Origin of the sequence: Bowmanella yangjiangensis (assembly GCF_017255015.1) — a bacterium.
Taxonomy (GTDB): Bacteria; Pseudomonadota; Gammaproteobacteria; order Enterobacterales; family Alteromonadaceae; genus Bowmanella; species Bowmanella yangjiangensis.
In genome coordinates this window covers 140,582-159,792 of record NZ_JAFKCS010000008.1, presented here as the reverse complement: position 1 = coordinate 159,792, position 19,211 = coordinate 140,582, and the positions used below count along the sequence as shown (strand labels likewise).

Here is a 19,211-nt window from a genome sequence, read left to right as displayed (position 1 = left end):
GCTGGGTGAACTCCAGTTTTTGCGGCCAGGGACTCGACTGGGCAGACCAATTGATCAAAGGTCAACAGGCTCTGGTTAAAATAAAAACGCCGCTAACTAGCGGCGTCTGTTTGAACTAGCGGTTTACACTGACCAATACCTCGGGGGTATCGGCCGTATCGAAGCTTTGCATCGGCATATCGCGCCATTGTTCGGTGGGGAGTATTGGCGTAAAAGCGATTTGCGACGGCTGCTGTGGCATATTGGCCAAACGCAGGCGCAACTGCTTTAGTTCTGAGGGTTCCACTGCTTCGCTGGGGCTGATAAACAGGCCATGCAATCTGGCCCAGCGACCAAGCTCCAGGCTGCTGGAATAGCGCACAATAGGCGCAGCCAGAATCACCCCGGTAAATACCGGCACCATCCACCAGAACATCAGCGGCGCAAACAGGTAAGTGACCACTGCCCACAGCACCGCAATTGCACTTGCTAATGCGGTACGTTTAAAGGCTTCATGCCAGCTTAGCATGCGCCCTTCACGTTCCTGGGCATTCCAACTGACCTGATAGCCCAGGAATACACTGAGGACGAAAAACGCATGATAAACCATCATCAGTGGGGCAATCAGCAGGGCAAACAAGGCTTCCGCCAAGGCACCGGACAACAGTGCGCGGGCACCGCCAAACTCTGCGCGGCGCTGTTTTAAGGCCAGTAACACACCTAGTACTTTAGGAAACATCAACAACACCACTGTACACATCAGCAAAGCGTTAATCAGGCCGGTTTCGGCCACTTGCCAGTTGGGGAACAGTTGATAGGTCTGCGTGAAATAATCATTGTCTGTGGTGGCACGAATCAGCGCATCTGCCGAGCTTAAACTTAACATCAGCATCCATAGCAACGAGGAAATGTAGGCCAGTGCACCAAACAGAAAATGCAAACGGTTGGTCAGATGCAGACCGCTGCCGGTCAGAAGACCCAAATGTTGAATATTACCTTGTACCCAACGACGGTCGCGGGTGGCGTAATCAAGGATGTTGCAGGGCACTTCCTCAAAGCTGCCGCGTACTTCGGTCAGCAGGAATACATCCCACCCTGCACGGCGCAGTAACGCGGCTTCGACAAAGTCGTGGCTGAGAATATCGCCGCCAAAGGGCGCCGGACCGTTTAAACGGGGCAAACCACAATGCTGCATAAAGGCGTCCATGCGGATGATGGCATTGTGACCCCAGTAGTTGGCACTGTCGGTTTGCCAGAAGGACAAGCCGGTGGCCAGCATTGGGCAGTAGAGCTCGGAAGCGAACTGCAGAAAGCGACCAAACAAGGTGGTTTGGCGAACCGGAATAGGCACGGTTTGGATCAGACCCACCTTAGGGTTTTGTTCCATGCTGTGCACCAGCTGTAACATGGCCTGGCCGCTCATCACGCTATCCGCGTCCAGTACAATCATATGCTCATAGCGATAGCCGAAACGCTGGCAGAACTCTTTGAGGTTACCCACCTTACGCTCGCTATTTTTCTCGCGGCGACGGTAAAAGGCGTGTTTGCCCAGCTCGCCCAGACGCTGCTGCATGGCATGCCAATGGTCCAGCTCGGCTTGGGCCATATCCACATTGCGGGTGTCACTGAGCATGTACATATCAAACTGCGCCAGATGCCCGGTTTGTGCCAGTTGGCGCAGGCAGGTTTCAAAACCGGCCATAATCCGGCGGGTATCTTCGTTGTAAACCGGCATCACCAAGGCAGTGCGCTGCATAGGGGCGCCGCAGTCTTCAGGCAGCGCTAGGTTGCGTTTGAGACTGAGCGGGTCAATACGTAGCCATTGCAAGGCAAAGCCTATTACCGCGCTCCAAAAAGCGCAGACAATCCAGCTAAAGACGATGGCAAACAGCACCAGCAGGGTGGTTTCCAATCCAGTCAGGCCATTGGCCTTAAGGATGTGAGTCATCATACTGATACCGGCCACCGCACTGGTGCTGACCAGCAGGAAGAACAACCATTGGCGCAGCGCCTTGTGGTTAAGCAAAATCTGCCAGGGGGCTGACGAGTTACCGACCTTGGCGGCCTCAGACTTATTTGAGGTCAGTTGGATTCCAGACATAGTTCCATACCTCGCTTAGGGTTTCGTTACGTAGTTTCAGTTGCAGGCGCATATCCACCGGTTTTTGGTCGGCAGGCTTAAGTTTGAACGACACGCGCCACTGGCCGTTTGGCAGCTTGTGTACTGTCAGGTCGCGATGGCTGCCGGCCGACAGTTGCAAGGCGGCATCAATGGGCTGCGCGCTGTCCAGTTTGGCGAGAATCGGGGCGGCAAAGTCCACCACAAACTGCCGCTCGGCCTTGGTTGGTGCATTGTGTTCGCCGGGCAAGGCTGACCAGCCTATGCGGGTACTGACCACTTGCGCCAGATGGTGTTCCGGGCGCTGACTGTCGAAGGTCGACAGGCGGTAGCTGAACTCGCGCTGTTCACCGGCTTTCAGCGGAGTTTCCGGCACCCAGTAGGTGACAATATTGTCATTGGTTTCGTTGTTAGTGGGGATCTCCGCTATTTCCAGGCGGCCCTTGCCCCAGTTGCCTTGTGGCGCTATCCACATGCTAGGGCGCTGGTGGTATTTGGCTTCGCTGTCCTGGTAATTAACAAAGTCACGGTCACGTTGCAGCAAACCAAAGCCCTTTGGATTTTCATCCGCCAGGCTGGTTACCTGCAGATGACGTGGGTTTTTCAATGCGCGCCAGATCCACTCGCCGTGGGCGGTTTGCATCAGCACGCCGTCGGAGTCATGGATTTCGGGACGAAAGTCATCCACATGGCGAACTTTGTTCTCACCATAAAAGAACATACTGGTCAGCGGGGCAATGCCGAGCTTCTTGACATCCTGACGGGCAAACAGACGCGCAGTCACTTGCATATGAGTGTCGCTACCTGGCGACAATTCAAAGCGGTAAGCACCGGTAACTGCTGGACTGTCCAGCAAGGCAAAGAACACCAGCTTAGTGTCATTGGGCTCAGGTTTAACCAACCAGAAGCGCTTAAAGTGCGGGAACTGCTCGCCGCTGGTTTCGGCGGTATCAATGGCCAGGCCGCGGGCCGACAGGCCATAAACTTGGTTAGGACCTACCAGACGAAAATATGAAGCGCCTTGGAATACGGCCACCTCATCTTTGTAATCAGGGCGGTTCAGTGGGTAGTGTACTCTGAAACCCGCATAGCCTTTCCTGTTAGTGCTCTGGCTGGCCAGCGGTGCAGCTTCGGCATCGTAATTAAACTGACTGGCACTAAACGGCAGCAGTTTGTTCATGCCGTCGTTATTCACTTCTTCAATTTCTACCGGCTGTTGATAAAGAAAGCCGGGGTGGAAGAATTGTACTTCGAATAATGACTGTTCATTCCATAGCGCCTGGTCGGGCTTGAAGCGAATAGCCCGGTACTGCCGATAGCTCATGGTTTTCCAGCTTTCTGGTAGGTCGGGCTCATCCCGGCTGTAGCTTTGTGCCGCGAGATTTTGAGCACGCTTGCTCATCAGGTCAAACAGCACTTGTTCGTTGCTTTTGCCCTGGTTGGTGGTGGCCTGTTGAGCGCGCACACTGGTGGTAAGTATCAGCAAAATTGCCACAACCAGCCCAACGCTGAGAAAGGCGCGATTTCGCAATTCATTAAATTTTGGCTTACTCAAGTTAACTACCCCCGAGTCGTTAATAAGGCCCTGAATCCGGACCGAAAGAAGAAAAAAATGCAGTTGGCAGAGATAGAGCAAGAAAAGATCCAACTATGAAAACAGGTCTGAATATCAGCCCCTTTATGCTGATTTATCCATCTATTTATTAGTTATGTGACTGTAATTTATGAAGAATAATATTTCTGGGTGATGGAGGGTATCCGCTGCTGGACGTGCTGGCGAGGCCCGCTGGGCAAAAATGACTGTGTAATTCTGTCGTCTGGTTGAGACAGAATTACACACTGCTTGTTAGATACCTCGAAAGTGGTCTGTTAGCTGGCTCGCCGTCATACCTCACTAGCGCGACGCACTAGCCTTACAGACCAATGAGTCATTGGCTGGCAGCTATTGTCGGGTTGTCTCAAAAAAGCGACAGTTTCTCAGCTGTTAAAGCGTGGCCAGGTAATCGGCCTGCATGTCACTGAATGCGCGCTGGCAGTGTTCAAAAAAGGCCTGGCTAAGACGGCTCATAGGCGCATGAGCCGAGGTAATAAAACCATATTCGTAAATCAGCGTTGGCTTAAAGGGGATAAGCAGCAGATTGCTGTCCGCATATTGTCTGGCCAGCATATCGTTAACTATGGCCACGCCCAGATTACGTTTGGCAAAAGTGCAGGCGATGGCCACGGTGTGGGTTTCCAGTTTGACCTTCATCGGCACTTTGGCCTGCCGGAAGATATCGTCGATCTGTAATCTGGAGTAGCGGCCCTTGCCCAGCAGGATCAGGTTTTCACCTTGTAAATCCTGCACTTCAATATAACTGCGGGTAGCCAGTGGATGGGCCGGTGACAAAGCGCACATGGTATGGCTTCTGAGCATAGGCTCAACCCGCAAACCGGGATGGTTCTCGGGTAATTGGATAAAGCCGCAGTCGGCGCTGCGATGCGCCACCATTTCCCGGGCCGAGGCCGGACTATGAGTATCCAGAGAAATGTTTACCCTGGGGTGCTGACGCAAAAAATCCGCCACCACATCGGCCAGAGGTCCGGCGATAAAGGAATTGGGCGCGACAATTTTCAACCAACCCAGATCTGAATTAAAGATATTACGAGCCAATAAGCTGATGCGCTCTGCGCCCTGTAAGGTCAGTTCTACTTCCTTAAACAGCGCTAATGCCTCATCGGTAGGAAACAAGCGGCTCTTTTCCCGGTAAAACAGGGCAAAGCCCACATGCTCTTCAAATGCTGCTAGCAGGCGGCTGATGGCTGGCTGGGTTACGCCCAGCGCGTTGGCTGCGGCGGTGGCCGAGCCGGTTTGAATAATGGCGCGAAAGGCTTCCAGGCTCTTTAGGCTTAAGGGGCTTTGGGCATGCAATTCTGACATGTTAATAACAAAATGTGATGGACTGATGATTATTTGCCATAATATTGCATGAGTTTGGCGAGTTAATAAACTGTTAATCAAAACAGAGCATCGCAATGCCTAACTCAGCCGGAGACCAGTTTATGCCACGCTTTCGTCAATCCTTAATTGTCTTGTCTGTCAGTGCCGCTTGTATGGGCACCAGCCTTTCTGCTTATGCCCAGCAAACCGCAGGGGCAGAGGCTGATAGCGGGACCGAGATTATTGCCATCACGGGCTCGCGCATTAAGCGCCAGGGCGATACGCCAAGCCCGGTTCAGGAACTAGATTTAGATGCCCTCAATCAGACCGGTTCGGTATCCCTTGGTGAAGTACTGCAGGAACTGCCCTCCGTGGGGGCCAGTTTAAACAGCAATGGCTCGGCGGGTACCAGCCATGGCAGCAGCAGCATGAATTTACGAAATCTGGGCGAGAACCGCTCCTTGGTACTAGTCAATGGCCATCGCTGGGTGAATGGTGCCGGTACCCGCGGTTTTCGTGACTTTGTGGATTTGAATACGATTCCGCAAGCCATAGTTAAACGGGTGGAGGTACTGCAGGACGGCGCCACTGCCATTTACGGCGCAGATGCCATTGCCGGGGTAGTGAATATTTACACTCACAATGACTTTGTTGGTACCAGCGCCAAAGCCTATTACGGGCAAAGTAGCGAAGGTGACCGGGAAACCGTTAATCTCGATCTGTTATTTGGCCGGGATATCGGCGATAGCAATCTGATGGTGGCCGCCAGTTATTCTGACCAAAAACCTATTTATACCCAGGATCGTGATATTACAGCTGTGCCGTTAAATGGATTGTCAGCGGGGACTCCTGAAGGCTTGTTCCGGGAGAGCAACTTATCCTCGGTGCTGGACTTCAGCATACCCAGCGCCGGGATAACTCGCGACCCAGGTGCTGACGGAGACGATCTGGACAGTTGGCGCGGCGTAACCGGTGACGACCAGTTTAACCGTTACTATAACAACTATGTCGTGGGACCAAGCCAGCGTTTTGCCTTGTATGCTCAGGCACTGGTGCCTTTTGATAATGTGAATTTGCGCTTTGAGGCGTTGTACAACAGTCGCGAGTCCGACCAGCAGTTTTCCTCGGTACTTTCTGCCGTAAGAGGTGGCAGCCGTGGTTTTGTGATTGCTAACGATCCGCGTGTAAATCCTTTTGGGGTGGAATTCAGCGGCAGTGATTTTCGTCATACCGCCTTTATCGAGGAGAATGGTTATCGGGTTAACGAGCAGCAGGTCGAGACCACCCGTTTAGGTGTGGGTCTGGATGGCGAGTTGCCCTTTGGTAATGGCTGGAGTTGGGATGGCTTTTTATCCTGGGCGAAAAACGCGGGGACTTTTACCTCAAACAACCAGATGCATCTGGATAAGCTGGCGCTTGGTTTGCGGGCCTGTGATAGCAGCGGTATCAGTGTGGATGTATCGGATCTAGCCGCGGGCTGCGTGCCGGTCAACCTGTTTAAGCCACTGACCCAAGAGATGGTGGATTACGTTAATTTTACCGGCAAGGATGAGAATGAGGCCAGTCAGGTCGATTTTACCTTCAACCTGACCGGCAGTCTGTTTGAACTGCCAGCTGGTGATCTGGCGATGGCCGCCGGTATCGAATACCGTAAAGAGCGCGGTCTGGATACCTCGGATGACATTATCAACTCTGCCCCCAGAGTGAATACTTACCAGACCACCAGTTCAGCACCCCGCACTGGCACCGATGGCGAGTACGATCTAAAAGAAGCCTACGTGGAACTGAGTATTCCACTTTTGGGTGAGGCACCGCTGGCCCACCGGCTTGAGATGAGCCTGGCTACCCGTTTCTCTGATTACAGTACCTTTGGCAGCACCACCAACAGCAAGGCCGGCGTACTTTATTCGCCGGTCGAAGGCCTGTCGCTGCGTGCCACCTGGGCCGAAGGCTTCAGGGCTCCGTCTATTCTGGAGTTGTTTGAAGGGCAAAGGCAAAGCTTTGCGCCTGTAATTGACCCTTGCTCAGCAAACAAGTCCCTGCCTGGCTGCGCTGGTGTACCTTCAGGTTATTCGCAAGGTGAAAGCAATGTGCAGCTCACCACGGGCGGCAACCGGATGTTGCAGCCGGAAACCTCGGAAAACCTGTCCTTTGGTGTGGTGTTTATTCCCACTTTTATGGACGATTTCAGCCTAACCCTGGATTGGTATGACATTGAAATTGATAACACCATCTCTACCTTTGGGGCGCAGAATCTACTGGATCTATGTGCCAGCCAGGCGCGTAACTGTGAGGTTATCACCCGCGCCTCCAGTGGCGAGATAGACAATATTCTGGACGGCCCGGTTAACCTTAACAGCACCAAAACGGCTGGAATGGATCTGATGATGCGTTATGGCCTTGAAACCGAGCAAGGCGAATGGGATTTCAGCCTGAATCTCTCTAAGCTGCGTGAGTTTGAAACGTCGACGACCTTGTCTGATGGCACGGTGCAGGTGGAAGACAAAGTGGGCAATGCCTATCTGCGTGAAGCCTTCCCTGAATGGCGTGGTAGCTTCTCAAGCAAATGGCAACAAGGACCCTGGGCAGTGAATTACAATCTACGTCATATCGGTGACAGCACCGAAACCTTCCAGGACGAAGCCCGCCATATAGGCACTGTGGTCTATCACAACGCCTCGGTAAGTTATGACATTGACGATGCCATGCGGGTGAAGTTCGGTATCAATAATCTGGCTGACAAACAGCCGCCGATATCGCTGACTAACCCCAATATCAACTTTGATCAGAACACCTACAATCCAGTAGGACGTTTCTTCTATCTGCAGCTTAGCTACGATATGTAAGTAACAGGCCCCTGCGGGGGCCGGTATTTTTGGAAGTGTTTTGATGATATCAACCTATTCTCTGGCCGAGCCCAGCCAGCACAAGCCGCTGCCGTTGCTGCTGGACTCGCCACACAGCGGCAGCTTGTTTCCTAAAGACTTTGTTTGTAATGCCACTGAGACTCAGCTAAAAACCGGTTGGGATGCTTTTGTAGAGGAACTGTGGCAACCGGTACTGGCGGTGGGGGGCAGCCTGCTCAGTGCGAAATATTCACGCATGTTTATTGACCTTAACCGAGCACCGGATGATATCGACCCGGCGATGCTCAGTCTTCCCTGGGCAGGGTGTAATCCCACTCGTTACAGCGACAGGGGCATGGGGCTAATACGCCGCTTGGCGCTGCCGGATGTGCCTATGTATAACCAGCCCTTGGCGGTTGAGGAGGTTACCACTCGTATACGGGATTTTTATCTGCCTTACCACCAGGCGTTACAAAGCCAGTTGGATAAATTGCATCAGGCCTTCGGGGCGGTATGGCATGTGGACTGCCACTCCATGAAGTCCACCGGCAATCGTATGAATGTGGATAGTGGTCAGCAGCGCCCGGATGTGGTGCTAGGTGATAACGATGGTCTGTGTAGTGATGGCGGATTTATTCAGGTCGTAGAAGATGCCTTCATCCGGCTTGGCTACTCTGTGGTGCGTAATCAGCCGTATAAAGGCGGTTACTTGGTCACTCACTATGCTAATCCAGCCGTGCGACGTTACAGTATGCAGATTGAAATAAACCGGGCTTTGTATATGGACGAAGCACAGTTTGCGCCAAGCCATCATTTTGCAGCCTTTCAGCAGGATCTTGCCGAGGTATCCCGCAGAATGGCGGACTATGTGCAATCGCAATGTGGGGAGACGCGCCATGGCTGAAAACGCTAGTGAGCGTAAAACCCTAAATCCGCTGATTATTTTGCTTGGCATTTTAGTGCTGGCCGGTGCCATGAGTTACTTTGTTGAGTCCGGGCGCTATGAGCGAAATGGACGTTTGGTGGTGCCAGGTTCTTATCAGGTATTAGATAAACAGCCACAAGTGGCCCACTTATTCAGAGCGACCGCGGGGGATGCAGAGCAGGCTTATCCGGTAAGCATTACCGAATTGTTGATGAGTATTCCGCTGGGTCTTGAACGGGGCGCCGGGCTGATTTTTATGGTGCTGATTATCGGTGGTATGTTTGGCATTCTGACCAAAGGCGGCGCAGTAGACGCCGGGCTTGAGCGCTTGCTTAGTCTGGTGAAAGGCAATATCTATGTGCTGGTGATTGCCTTGATGCTGGTGTTTTCCGCTGGCAGTACCTTCCTGGGGCTGGCGTCGGAATACCTGCTGGTGATCCCGCTGATGGTGGCCATGGCCCAGCGCCTGGGTATGGCACCCATTATCGGCTTTGCCATAGTCACAGTGTCGGTCAAAGTGGGGTATTTATCTTCGGTATCCAACCCCTTGCCACTGACCATTGCCCAGCCGCTGGTGGGACTACAAATATTCAGTGGTGCCGGTTTTCGCTTTGCCTGTTATTTGGTGTTTTTGCTGATTGGTATCGGCTTTATGCTGTGGGTGATCCGCCGCCAGGCAAAAGGTGAGCAGGTCGAACTGGTGCTGAATCACAGCCGCCTATCCTGGCGCCATAGCTTGATGCTGGTGGTGCTAATGGCCAGTATCGGTTTTTTGGTTTATGCCTCAAATGCATGGCATTGGAAGCATGAAGCCCTCTCTGCCTACTATATCGGTATCAGTTTATTGCTGGCCGTTATCAGCGGTCTGGGAGCCAATGGTGCCGCCGATGCCTTTGTCAGCGGTATGAAAAAAGTGCTGTTGGCCAGTTTTTTAATAGGTGTGGCTTCAGCTGTGGCTGTGACCCTGGAACAAGGACAAATTCTCGATTCCGTGGTGCATAGTCTGGTGGGATTGATTGGAGAGGGCAGTCCTATGGTGGCTGCTAGCGGCATGTTTATGGCGCAGCTGTTGCTGGACTTTCTGATCCCTTCCACCTCAGGGCAAGCCGCCGTCAGCATGCCAATTATGGGGCCAATAGGGCAGCTTTCCGGGGTATCAGGGCAAACCACGGTATTGGCCTTTTTATTCGGTAACGGTATTACCAATATGCTCACACCTACCTCTGGCACCTTACTGGCCTATTTGGCCACCGCCAATGTTGGTTGGGCGCAATGGGCGAGGTTTGTGTTGCCGCTGTGGGCGATATTTATTGTGACTGCTTTGGTGTTGTTAGCCGTTGCGGTACAGATTGGGTTTTAACGCTATGCCGGGGGAAACCCGGCGCAATCCTCGAGTTTTATCTGCGGCTTTCTGAAATGTGAAGAGCAGACATCAACTGCACACCTCGTCAGCGCAAAGTCACGACAAATTCATCAGGACGTCAGCCTTTTTAACGTCACCTGCCTTAGATTGATAGCCGGTTTGTTAGAGATGCACCGACCAGGTGCGGTTATCAGTTTAAGGATTGTTATGACGACACATTTGAAATGCTTACTGGCCTGTGCGCTGTTTGGTGCCGCTTTTCAAGTAAGTGCAGAATACCATAACAAGGTCGCGCCAGAAGCTACTGCTGCTGAAACCTCCTTGTCATTCCGAGAAATACCACTGCTAGACTCAGCCTTTATCAGTACCGCGCCGACGGATAGATACGACGGCTTGGTGGTTGGAGAACTGGGTGCTGATGGTGGCAAGCAGGATTTGATAGTTAAGCTGGCAGAGGAAATCGCGGCGGGGAAGCATGGTAAATATGACAGCTTGCTGATAGCCCACAAAGGTAAATTATTGTTTGAATCTTACTATTTGCGTGGGCGAGTTAATTTAGCCCATTTTCAGGCATCAGCGACCAAAACTTATACAAGTCTGGCATTGGGGCGGGCTATCCAGCTTGGCTATCTGAGCATGACAGACCTAGACAAACCCGTGATGAGTTTTTTACCTGATCTAGACCCGACGAAATTTGTGCAAGGGGTAGAGCGGATCACGCTGAATAATGCCCTGACCATGACCACCGGCATTCGCATTTCCAGAGAGAAGTGGCAAGAGCTTGAGAAAAATCCCGGTCAACTAAAAGGTCAGGGTTATATTCAAACTATGTTTGAGCACAGTGCGCCTATTACCGAAGTGTCTCAGCAGTTCCTATATGGCACAGGTCCAGATCTGGTGATGCAGGTGATTGAAGTTGTGGTACCGGGCGGTGCCGAAGCCTTTATTAAAAGGGAACTGCTCGACAAGCTGGGTATCAGCAATTATCACTGGCAAACGCACCCAAGCGGTTTGCCGGAAGCGGGGTGGCGTGTTCGAATGACATCAAGGGATATGGCCAAGTGGGGCAGTTTGGCGATAAATAAAGGCAAATGGCAAGGGCAACAATTGATTCCACAAGCCTATTTGGCCAAAGCCACCAGTCGTATCCTGTTAACCGGTGATGAGGACTTCCACTATGGTGGTAAAGATACGTCCAGTCAGGGCTATGGTTATTTCTGGTGGGGTGCTGATTTAAAGGTAGGGGACAAAAGTTATTATGCGGTGAGTGCCCAAGGCGGGCATGGTCAGTTTATTACGCTGATTGAGGCGCTGGATTTGATGATAGTGCATACCGCCCATGACAATGACGCCAGTTATCTGCAAATCACCGCTGAGCGAATTTTACCGGCTTTTATTGATTAAATCGGCTGGCATTTTTAAGCCCTATGACGTGCTAGAAATGCAAAAGGCGGTACGCAATGCGCACCGCCTTTTTACTTATCTTAAGGTCCTAAGTATCTTAGGCGACCTTAGAAGTTCATCATAAAGTTAACACCAAAGGTTCGAGGCGCGCCTTTTAAGAAGGTGTCAGGAGTTAAGCCTGTGGTTGGGAAATAACCTACGTTGTAGTCTTTATCCGCCAGGTTACGTACCCACAATGCCACTTCCCAGTCTTCAGCTTCTAGTGCAATACGCGCGTTAGTCACGGTATAGCCGTCAACCAGATCATTGTTATCAATGGTCTGGTAGTGCTCACCGGTGTTGCTGGCATCTAACTGTGTACGCAAGGTGAATTGCTCGCTGATAGGCGTGGCATAGACTACTGCCAGGTTCCACGACAGATCCGGCGAGAACGGCAGATCATTGCCCTCGATGGTGGCGTCTTCACCCTGGAAGTTATCAATTTCAGAGGAAATAAACGAGCCGCCGGCGCGGATATCCAGACCCTCAAGTGGGCTTAAGGTAAAGGCCAGTTCTGCACCTTTAATAGTGGCGTCGGCAACGTTTGCACGCACGTTAGTGCTGGCACCGGCGACCATCAGCTTGGCGGTGGATTGATAGTCCTCAAAGTCGTAGTTGAATAGATTCACTTCTGCGCTCAGCAGGCCGTCGTCTGAACGGTACTTGGCACCCAACTCGTAGGCTACCAGTGTTTCAGAGTCGATAGGCAGGGCTTCCTGCGGAGTCAGGATTGTCGAACCATCGAAGCCGCCGGCCTTGTAGCCGGTACTAACGGTGGCATATAAGCGCCACTGCTTGGCAGGGGTAAAGATGCTGCTGACTTTCCAGGTGAATTCGCTGTCATCTAAAGACTCGTCAAACAACAAAGGCGCTTTAGGGGCGATAGGGACACCGATATAGACTTCACCAACTGGGAAGAACTTAGGCGGCGTGCCGTATACACCATAAGGGTCAAGGTTTTTGGTCTGACCCTTGAAGGTGACTTCGTCGCTTGAGTAGCGGATACCAGTTTCCAGGGTAAACCAGTCTACCGGTGTCCAGTCAGAAGAGGCGAACAAACCGAAAGAGTCACGCTCTTGCTGATAGTCGGTACGTACATCGGTTTGCCATAAACCGGAGTTTAAAAAGCGCAGGTTAGTGCCAAAGTCGATATCGTCTTTGAGCATAAAGGCGCCCACTAACCAGCCGATGTTATCGGCCAGGTCACCGGCCAGACGGGCTTCGACAGTGAACTGTGAAAAGTCATTTTCAAAGCCATAGTCGGCCATCGCAATAGGCATGTTGTCTGAGGTTTCGTATTGGCGATCAAGGGCTTCATAGCCTACCAACAGCGTTCCTGTCATACCGGATTCGAAGTCATGATCTACCTGCAGGTTCAGTGCTTGTTGGTCTGAATCCAACTTAGGCAGCATGTTGGAATACACAGTGAAAGGATCATTATCCAATGCTTTGGCAAATTCGATCAGGGCCGGGTCCTGCGGGTTCAGGAAAAAGGCATCTGATTGAGCATATTCAGCCCAGTTGTCAGCACTGACATCGGGAATGGCCAGCTCGCTGTCGTCTTTACCCACTGTCAAACGCGCACTGACCAGCGTATCGGCCGAGGCTTCCCACTCTGCGGTAATACGTGCAGATTGTCTGTCAGCACCGCCCCAGTCACCTTGTGCGGCGATGTCTTCTTGGGCTGCAATGACGCCAGGTGCATAGCTAAAGCCTGTCAATGGTCCGGTGCCCAAGTGCTCGTAAAAACCATCCGAGCTTTCATACATGCCGGCTACGCGGACCAGGAAAGTTTCAGATATAGGCAGATCCACAGCGCCTTCGCCGCGATAGGTGCCGTAGTTGCCGATATCTAGATCGAGGTAACCGCCAAACTCAATGCCGGGGTGCTTGCTGAGGATGTTGACTGCACCAGCCGTGGCATTACGGCCATACAGGGTGCCCTGCGGACCTTTTAACACTTCTACGCGGTCGATATCAAAATACTGGCCGTTTAACAGGCCATTGGTACCCTGATAAACACCATTAACGTGAATGGCGGCTGAGGCAGAGCCGTTAGGGTTAAAGTCGTCATCACCTACACCACGAATGGTGATACGCGGAGAGGAAGCACCAGCGTAGGTTTCGCTATACACCACCCCAGGGGTATTCAGGGCCAAAGACTCGGCATCGCCGGTACCGTTGGCTCTTAGTTGCTTTCTGCTTAGTACATTAACCACGCCCGGAATGTCCTGAATAGTCTCGACTTTTTTACGGGCCGTAACAGTGACGGTTTCGATATCGGCAGCAGTCTGCTCTTGTGTCTGAGCCTGGGCGGCAAGACTTGTTAAACCTGAGGCTGCAACAAAGGCACTGGCCACGGCTAAAGCTAGGGCTTTTTTTCCAAAGTGGCTGGTGGGGGCTCCGTTCTTCATTATGGTTCCTGTTTTGTGTGTTAAAAGCTTCGCTAAAGGCCGGCACTATAAGAATTAATTATTACAATTGTGGGATTTGCTGCTACGACCAGTGGTATAAACGGCGTGACTGCTGGTTTTGTGAGCATGGTGGCTGAAATTTGCACTCAATCAGTCCGCATGAATAATGAATGGCGGAGTTGGTAACCTTAGGCTGCAGTCGTCGGCGGCTGACCATATTGATAGCAAACCTATCGAGGTATTGGTGGCTGTTTTTGCGTAGTTTTGGGATAGAACGCGCTAATCTGCAATGGTCAGACTGGTGTCATATTTAATCCGATTCATAGAGATCAGGGTGGTAAAGGCTTTCATATTGGGGTTGCTGTATAACAGCGCTTCACAGAACTGCTGGTAAGAAGGCATATCCGGCACTTGCACCAGCAAAACAAAGTCCACTTCACCTGTCACTTCGTAGCATTGCTTAACCTGCGGCATGTGTTTGAGCTTTTGGATAAAGGCCGCATTCAGTTCACGCCGGTCGCTTTGCATGGTGACTTCCACCAGAATATGCAGACAGGGTCCAAAGCTGTCCGGATTAAGCAGGGCAACCTGGCGCTGAATGACTCCTTCTTTTTGCAACCGCTTCACCCGTTTCAGACAGGCAGGTGCCGACAGACCAACAATTTCAGCCAGTTGCAAGTTGGTTATGGCGGCATCCCGCTGAAGCTGTCTTAAAATGGCTTTATCTATGCGATCAAGAAACATTAATGCTATTCCGAGATTAAAAAAGAAATATAAGTTAACTTGTGGCTGAAAGAATAGAAATATAAGTTCTTAACTCCTTCTAGAATATGCCATCCCAAGCCGTTATGGAGATGCTATGTTGTCCCGCTTTCCTCAGTTACACACCAGTTTGCAAGGTATTGTCAGCGATATTGCCAGAGCTTATTGGACGCTGATCAAGATTATGGTACCGGCAACGCTGGTGGTGAAATTACTGGATACGCTGGGATTTACCCAGTGGTTAGGTGTGGCTTTGGGTCCGGTAGTCGAACTGCTGGGACTGCCCAGCGAGCTCGGACTGGTCTGGGCGGTGACTATGCTGACCAACATCTACACCGGTATGGCGGCGTTTTATACCTTGTCAGTTGGGCAGGAATATACCGTGGCGCAGATCAGTATTCTGGGCTTACTGATGCTGGTGGCCCACTCCTTGGTCATCGAAGGGGCAGTGGCCAAAGCTACCGGGGTTCGTTGGCGTCTGACCTTGGCGATTCGAATAGGTAGCGGCTTGTTTCTGGCGGCGCTGTTCAGCCAGCTATTCAGTTATTTTGGGCTGTTGCAGCAACCTGCCGAGCTTTTGTGGCAACCTCAGGCCAGTGAACCCGGCTGGTTGGGTTGGGGGATTGCCCAGTTAAGACTATTGGCTTGGATCCTGGTGATTTTATCCAGCCTGGTGGTGATGATGCGTATTCTGCGCTGGCTTGGTGTTGAGCAGGTGCTGCAGCAATTGCTGTCGCCACTGATGCGTTGCCTGACTATAGGTAAGGAAGCCTCCAATATCACTATTGTTGGTATGTTGCTGGGGCTGTCTTACGGTGCCGGGTTATTGATTAACGAAGTGCGCAGTGGCCATATCAATAAGCGCGATACTTTGCTGGTGGTGTGTTTTTTGGGCCTGACCCACAGTCTGATTGAAGACACTTTGCTGATTTTGCTGCTTGGTGCTGATCTAAGCACCATTCTCTGGGGCCGACTGGTGTTCGCCATCGTCCTGATAACGGCCATGGGCCGTATTTGGCTTAAATCGCGCCACTGCCCTAATCCTTTGCCTAATTCTGATAGTTAGCTAATTTCCATCATTTGTTTACCGCCGAGGCGCAGATAACGCTGATTTTTCAACAATATACATTGAAAAATATCCTGCATTTCTCCGTGCCCTCTGTGGTGAAAATCACCTGCCCTCAGCCAACACCTTGCAAAGGTTGCAGCAGGGCCTGCAGACTGTCGGCGTTCAGGTCACTGCTGTTATCGGCCAGTTCGTCGGCCAGAATGGCCTTTGCCAGGCGTTTTTTTTGTTCCTGTAATGACTGAATGCGTTCTTCAATGGAGCCTTCAACAATCAGCTTATACACGAATACCGGCTTGTCCTGGCTGATACGATGGACGCGATCGGTGGCCTGGTTTTCCACCGCCGGATTCCACCAAGGATCGTAATGGATCACAGTATCGGCTTCGGTCAGATTCAGGCCAGTACCACCGGCTTTAAGGCTGATCAGAAACAGCGGCGCATCGCCTTGCTTAAACTGGTCGATAACCTGCTGGCGCTGGCGGGTAGCGCCGGTTAGCTTTACATAGCCTATGCCTTGTTTTTGCAGCTGCTGCTCAATAATCTCCAGCATTGAAGTGAACTGGGAAAACAGCAAAATGCGCCGCCCTTCACTGACCAGTTCCGGCAGCATTTCCATCAGCAGTTCCAGCTTGGCCGATTGCTTGACCTTCTGTGCCGAGGCAAGCGACAGCAACTGCGGATGACAACACACCTGACGCAGTTTCAGCATGGCATCGAGAATTTCTATCTGACTGCGGGCCAGACCTTTGTTGGCAATCACTTCGCGCAGCGTATCATCCACCGTCAGTCGCACCGACTCATAAAGTTCAGCCTGTTTTCCTTCAATTCTGACCTTGCTGATAATCTCGGTTTTGGCCGGTAATTCCTGGGCGATTTTGTCTTTGCTGCGTCGCAGGACAAAGGGACGGATACGTTCGCTGAGCAATTGCCGACGCGCGCCATCCTGCTGCTTTTCAATGGGGGTACGGAACAATTTGCTGAAGTGACTATGGCTACCCAGCAGGCCCGGCAGCAATAAATTAAACTGGGCCCACAGCTCGCCCAGGTGGTTTTCCATCGGCGTGCCGGTCAGGCACAGCTTGTGGCTGGCTTTAAGACCTGAAACGGCTTCATATAACTTGGCGCCGGGGTTTTTCAGGGTCTGGGCTTCGTCCATCACCAGATAATGCCAGTGCTGCTCGGCCAGAATCTGACTGTCGCGCTGTACCAGCGGATAGCTGGTGATCACCACATCGGCAGCAGCTATTTCGGCCAGGTGCTGGTGTCGGTTCGGCCCGTATAACAGTATGCTGTGCAGATGCGGGGCAAAGCGGGAAAGTTCGGCCTGCCAGTTAAAAATCACACTGGTGGGGGCTAGGATCAGGGCGGGCTGGGTGAGTCTGCCGGTCTGTTTTTCCACACACAGGTTGGCAATGCTTTGCAATGTCTTACCCAGCCCCATGTCGTCAGCAAGAATGCCAGCCAGCCCGTACTCACGTAAAAACTGCATCCAGTTCAGGCCCTGATGCTGGTATGGGCGCAGTTGTGCCTGCAGGGTATCCGGCACCTCTACCTGTTTGATACCGTCAAAATGGCGCAGCTTTTCTGCGGTCTGGCGCAATAGGTCCAGGCCCTTGCCGATGGCCTGGTGATTGTCCAGTATGGCCAGTGTCTGATGGCTCTGAAAGCGGGATAGTTTAAGGCTGCCGTCCGGATTCAGATTGCCCGGCATAAATAGCTCAACAAACTGGTTTAACAGCGGGCGGATCAGGCTTAGTGGCAACGGCAAGGCCTGCGTGTCACTAAGCTCAATAAACAGATGGCTGTGCTCATCCTGACTGCTGTCCTGCAGGCTGGCCTTTGGCAGTTGCTGCAAGGCGCTGCGCAATATCGGGAACAACGGCAGTTTATGCCCGCCCACATCAATCATCATGGCCAGGGAAAAATAATCCCCTTCCTGATAGTCTATCTGAGTTTCAATATTGGCCTCAGTGGCAGCCACCTGATATGGGAAGCCGTCTTCTATTTCGATCACCCATCCGGCTTGCTTAAGGCTGGGCAGCAGATTATGCAGCAGGGCAAACCAGGTCTGATTGTCACCTTTTAAGTCAAACTGGGGGGCCGACCAATAGTTAAAGTTGGCCTGGGCCAGTGTCAGACCGTTTGCACGGAGCTTATCGATGGCCTGCTTTTCAAACTGCTTATCACGGGGAATAGCCTTGCCATCCGGGTCGTACAATAGGGTTTCGGCGGCATAAGGGCTGATGCGCTGGCCTTGATAATCAAAACTCAGCCGTGCCACGCAGCTTTCAGGGTGACGGCTGAGTTTTTTCAGCAGCAGATGCGGCACCGGCGGCTGAATAGCCAGGCTTTGCGCCACAGGTGGGGCCGGGACTTTGTTGGTTTGTTCACCTAGCAACTGCTGCATCATCGGCCAGGCCCAGACCAGTTGCTGTTCCTGCATTGGCGGGCCGTCAATAAGTGCCAGGGCCTGTTTGGCATCCAGACCAAAATCCACCGGCACCAGTTGCTGATGAACCTCATCCAGATAGCAAAGGGGATTGGTCGGCACCAGCTCCACTGCACCGGCAGGGGTGCCCGCTACAATGGGATGCAGACTGTGATTCTTACCTTGCTGTAGCCACTTAAGCTCGCCAGCCAGTGGCTCGGCCAAAGATAAGGGCAAATCACCCATATGCTGCCAGTAGCTGCGGCCGCTTGCCAGTATCGGGCGTAGCGCATCCAACTCGCGCACAATTCCCCAGGGGTCGCGATGAGCCAGCAGGCTGGCCAGTAACTGGCGGTCCGGTTCCTGCACCTGGCGCAGCAGTTGCTCTGACAGATAGGTATTGCGCAGACTTTTACTCAGATTGCCGCTTTTCAGTAACCTGGACAGGCGCACTTCAACCCGGATACCGCTGCTGTCACGGACTCGTGCTGGTGACAGCAAATACACAGGAACATCCTGCTTGGCGGAAGACTGGCGTGGACTCGATGATTTGAGGCTTTCCAGCCAGTCGGCCACCACCTGATCCGGGGTATCCAGCATGGGGTTGTTATTATCCAGTACCGCATGCACCAGCGCCGCAGCATGTTTGCAGAAACGCCCCACCGGGCAACTGCAATCACAGATAACTTTTTTCAGGCCCCAATCGATAAATGCATCATAACTACCACGGCCACGTTCGCTGGTGACATCGCCGCTTAGCATCTTGTCTTCCGGGTCGTAATTCAGGCTGTCGATATGGCCTTGCAGGTAAAGAGAGCGACCTTTCTCCCAGTCGCGGGTGGTAAAAAGCTTTTCCAGCTCTTTAATCGAACGCATAAAACAGGCTGTGCTCCGCCAGGGCCCTAATCAGGGCCGCTATAATGTCACAGCCAACATCGAATTC

General features: G+C 52.2%; 11 protein-coding genes. 5 read left to right on the top strand and 6 right to left on the bottom strand.

Annotation, left to right across the window (positions count from 1 at the left end; translation table 11 throughout):
• Nucleotides 1–115: 115 nt before the first annotated feature.
• From mdoH to J0A65_RS10505, 3 genes are all read right to left on the bottom strand, one after another.
• Nucleotides 116–2,080, bottom strand: a complete 1,965-nt coding sequence (gene mdoH, locus J0A65_RS10515) for a glucans biosynthesis glucosyltransferase MdoH (RefSeq protein ID WP_206594132.1) — start codon at nt 2,078–2,080, stop codon at nt 116–118.
• On the bottom strand, nt 2,052–3,653 hold the full coding sequence (locus J0A65_RS10510; protein ID WP_232849872.1) for an OpgD/OpgG family glucan biosynthesis protein: 1,602 nt from the start codon (nt 3,651–3,653) through the stop codon (nt 2,052–2,054). Before J0A65_RS10510 ends, mdoH begins: the two co-directional genes overlap by 29 nt.
• 429 nt (nt 3,654–4,082) lie before the next feature.
• Nucleotides 4,083–5,018, bottom strand: a complete 936-nt coding sequence (locus J0A65_RS10505) for a LysR family transcriptional regulator (RefSeq protein ID WP_206594131.1) — start codon at nt 5,016–5,018, stop codon at nt 4,083–4,085.
• 122 nt (nt 5,019–5,140) lie between these two features.
• On the opposite strand from J0A65_RS10505, the gene J0A65_RS10500 reads away from it, so the two are divergent.
• The 4 genes from J0A65_RS10500 (at nt 5,141) to J0A65_RS10485 (ending at nt 11,556) form a co-directional block, all read left to right on the top strand.
• Nucleotides 5,141–7,864, top strand: coding sequence for a TonB-dependent receptor (locus J0A65_RS10500; RefSeq protein WP_206594130.1), 2,724 nt, complete (start codon nt 5,141–5,143; stop codon nt 7,862–7,864).
• 43 nt (nt 7,865–7,907) lie between these two features.
• Nucleotides 7,908–8,768: an N-formylglutamate amidohydrolase gene (locus tag J0A65_RS10495; RefSeq protein ID WP_206594129.1), complete on the top strand. Its 861-nt coding sequence runs from the start codon at nt 7,908–7,910 to the stop codon at nt 8,766–8,768.
• Nucleotides 8,761–10,149, top strand: a complete 1,389-nt coding sequence (locus tag J0A65_RS10490) for a YfcC family protein (protein ID WP_206594128.1) — start codon at nt 8,761–8,763, stop codon at nt 10,147–10,149. Before J0A65_RS10495 ends, J0A65_RS10490 begins: the two co-directional genes overlap by 8 nt.
• A 210-nt stretch (nt 10,150–10,359) precedes the next feature.
• On the top strand, nt 10,360–11,556 hold the full coding sequence (locus tag J0A65_RS10485; RefSeq protein ID WP_206594127.1) for a serine hydrolase domain-containing protein: 1,197 nt from the start codon (nt 10,360–10,362) through the stop codon (nt 11,554–11,556).
• A 107-nt stretch (nt 11,557–11,663) separates the two neighbouring features.
• Here the strand turns inward: J0A65_RS10485 and J0A65_RS10480 are convergent, their stop codons facing one another.
• Nucleotides 11,664–14,009: a TonB-dependent receptor gene (locus J0A65_RS10480; protein ID WP_206594126.1), complete on the bottom strand. Its 2,346-nt coding sequence runs from the start codon at nt 14,007–14,009 to the stop codon at nt 11,664–11,666.
• Nucleotides 14,010–14,288: 279 nt separating this feature from the next.
• Entirely contained in the window at nt 14,289–14,753 is a 465-nt protein-coding gene (locus J0A65_RS10475) for an Lrp/AsnC family transcriptional regulator (protein WP_206594125.1), read from the bottom strand.
• Between the two features lie 115 nt (nt 14,754–14,868).
• Between J0A65_RS10475 and J0A65_RS10470 the strand changes: the two genes are divergently transcribed.
• The gene (locus tag J0A65_RS10470; RefSeq protein WP_232849871.1) at nt 14,869–15,837 is read left to right on the top strand and encodes a nucleoside recognition domain-containing protein; all 969 of its coding nucleotides are present in this window, start codon (nt 14,869–14,871) and stop codon (nt 15,835–15,837) included.
• Between the two features lie 115 nt (nt 15,838–15,952).
• On the opposite strand, the gene J0A65_RS10465 is transcribed toward J0A65_RS10470, so the two are convergent.
• Nucleotides 15,953–19,144, bottom strand: coding sequence for a DEAD/DEAH box helicase (locus J0A65_RS10465; protein ID WP_206594124.1), 3,192 nt, complete (start codon nt 19,142–19,144; stop codon nt 15,953–15,955).
• Between the last annotated feature and the right edge of the window lie 67 nt (nt 19,145–19,211).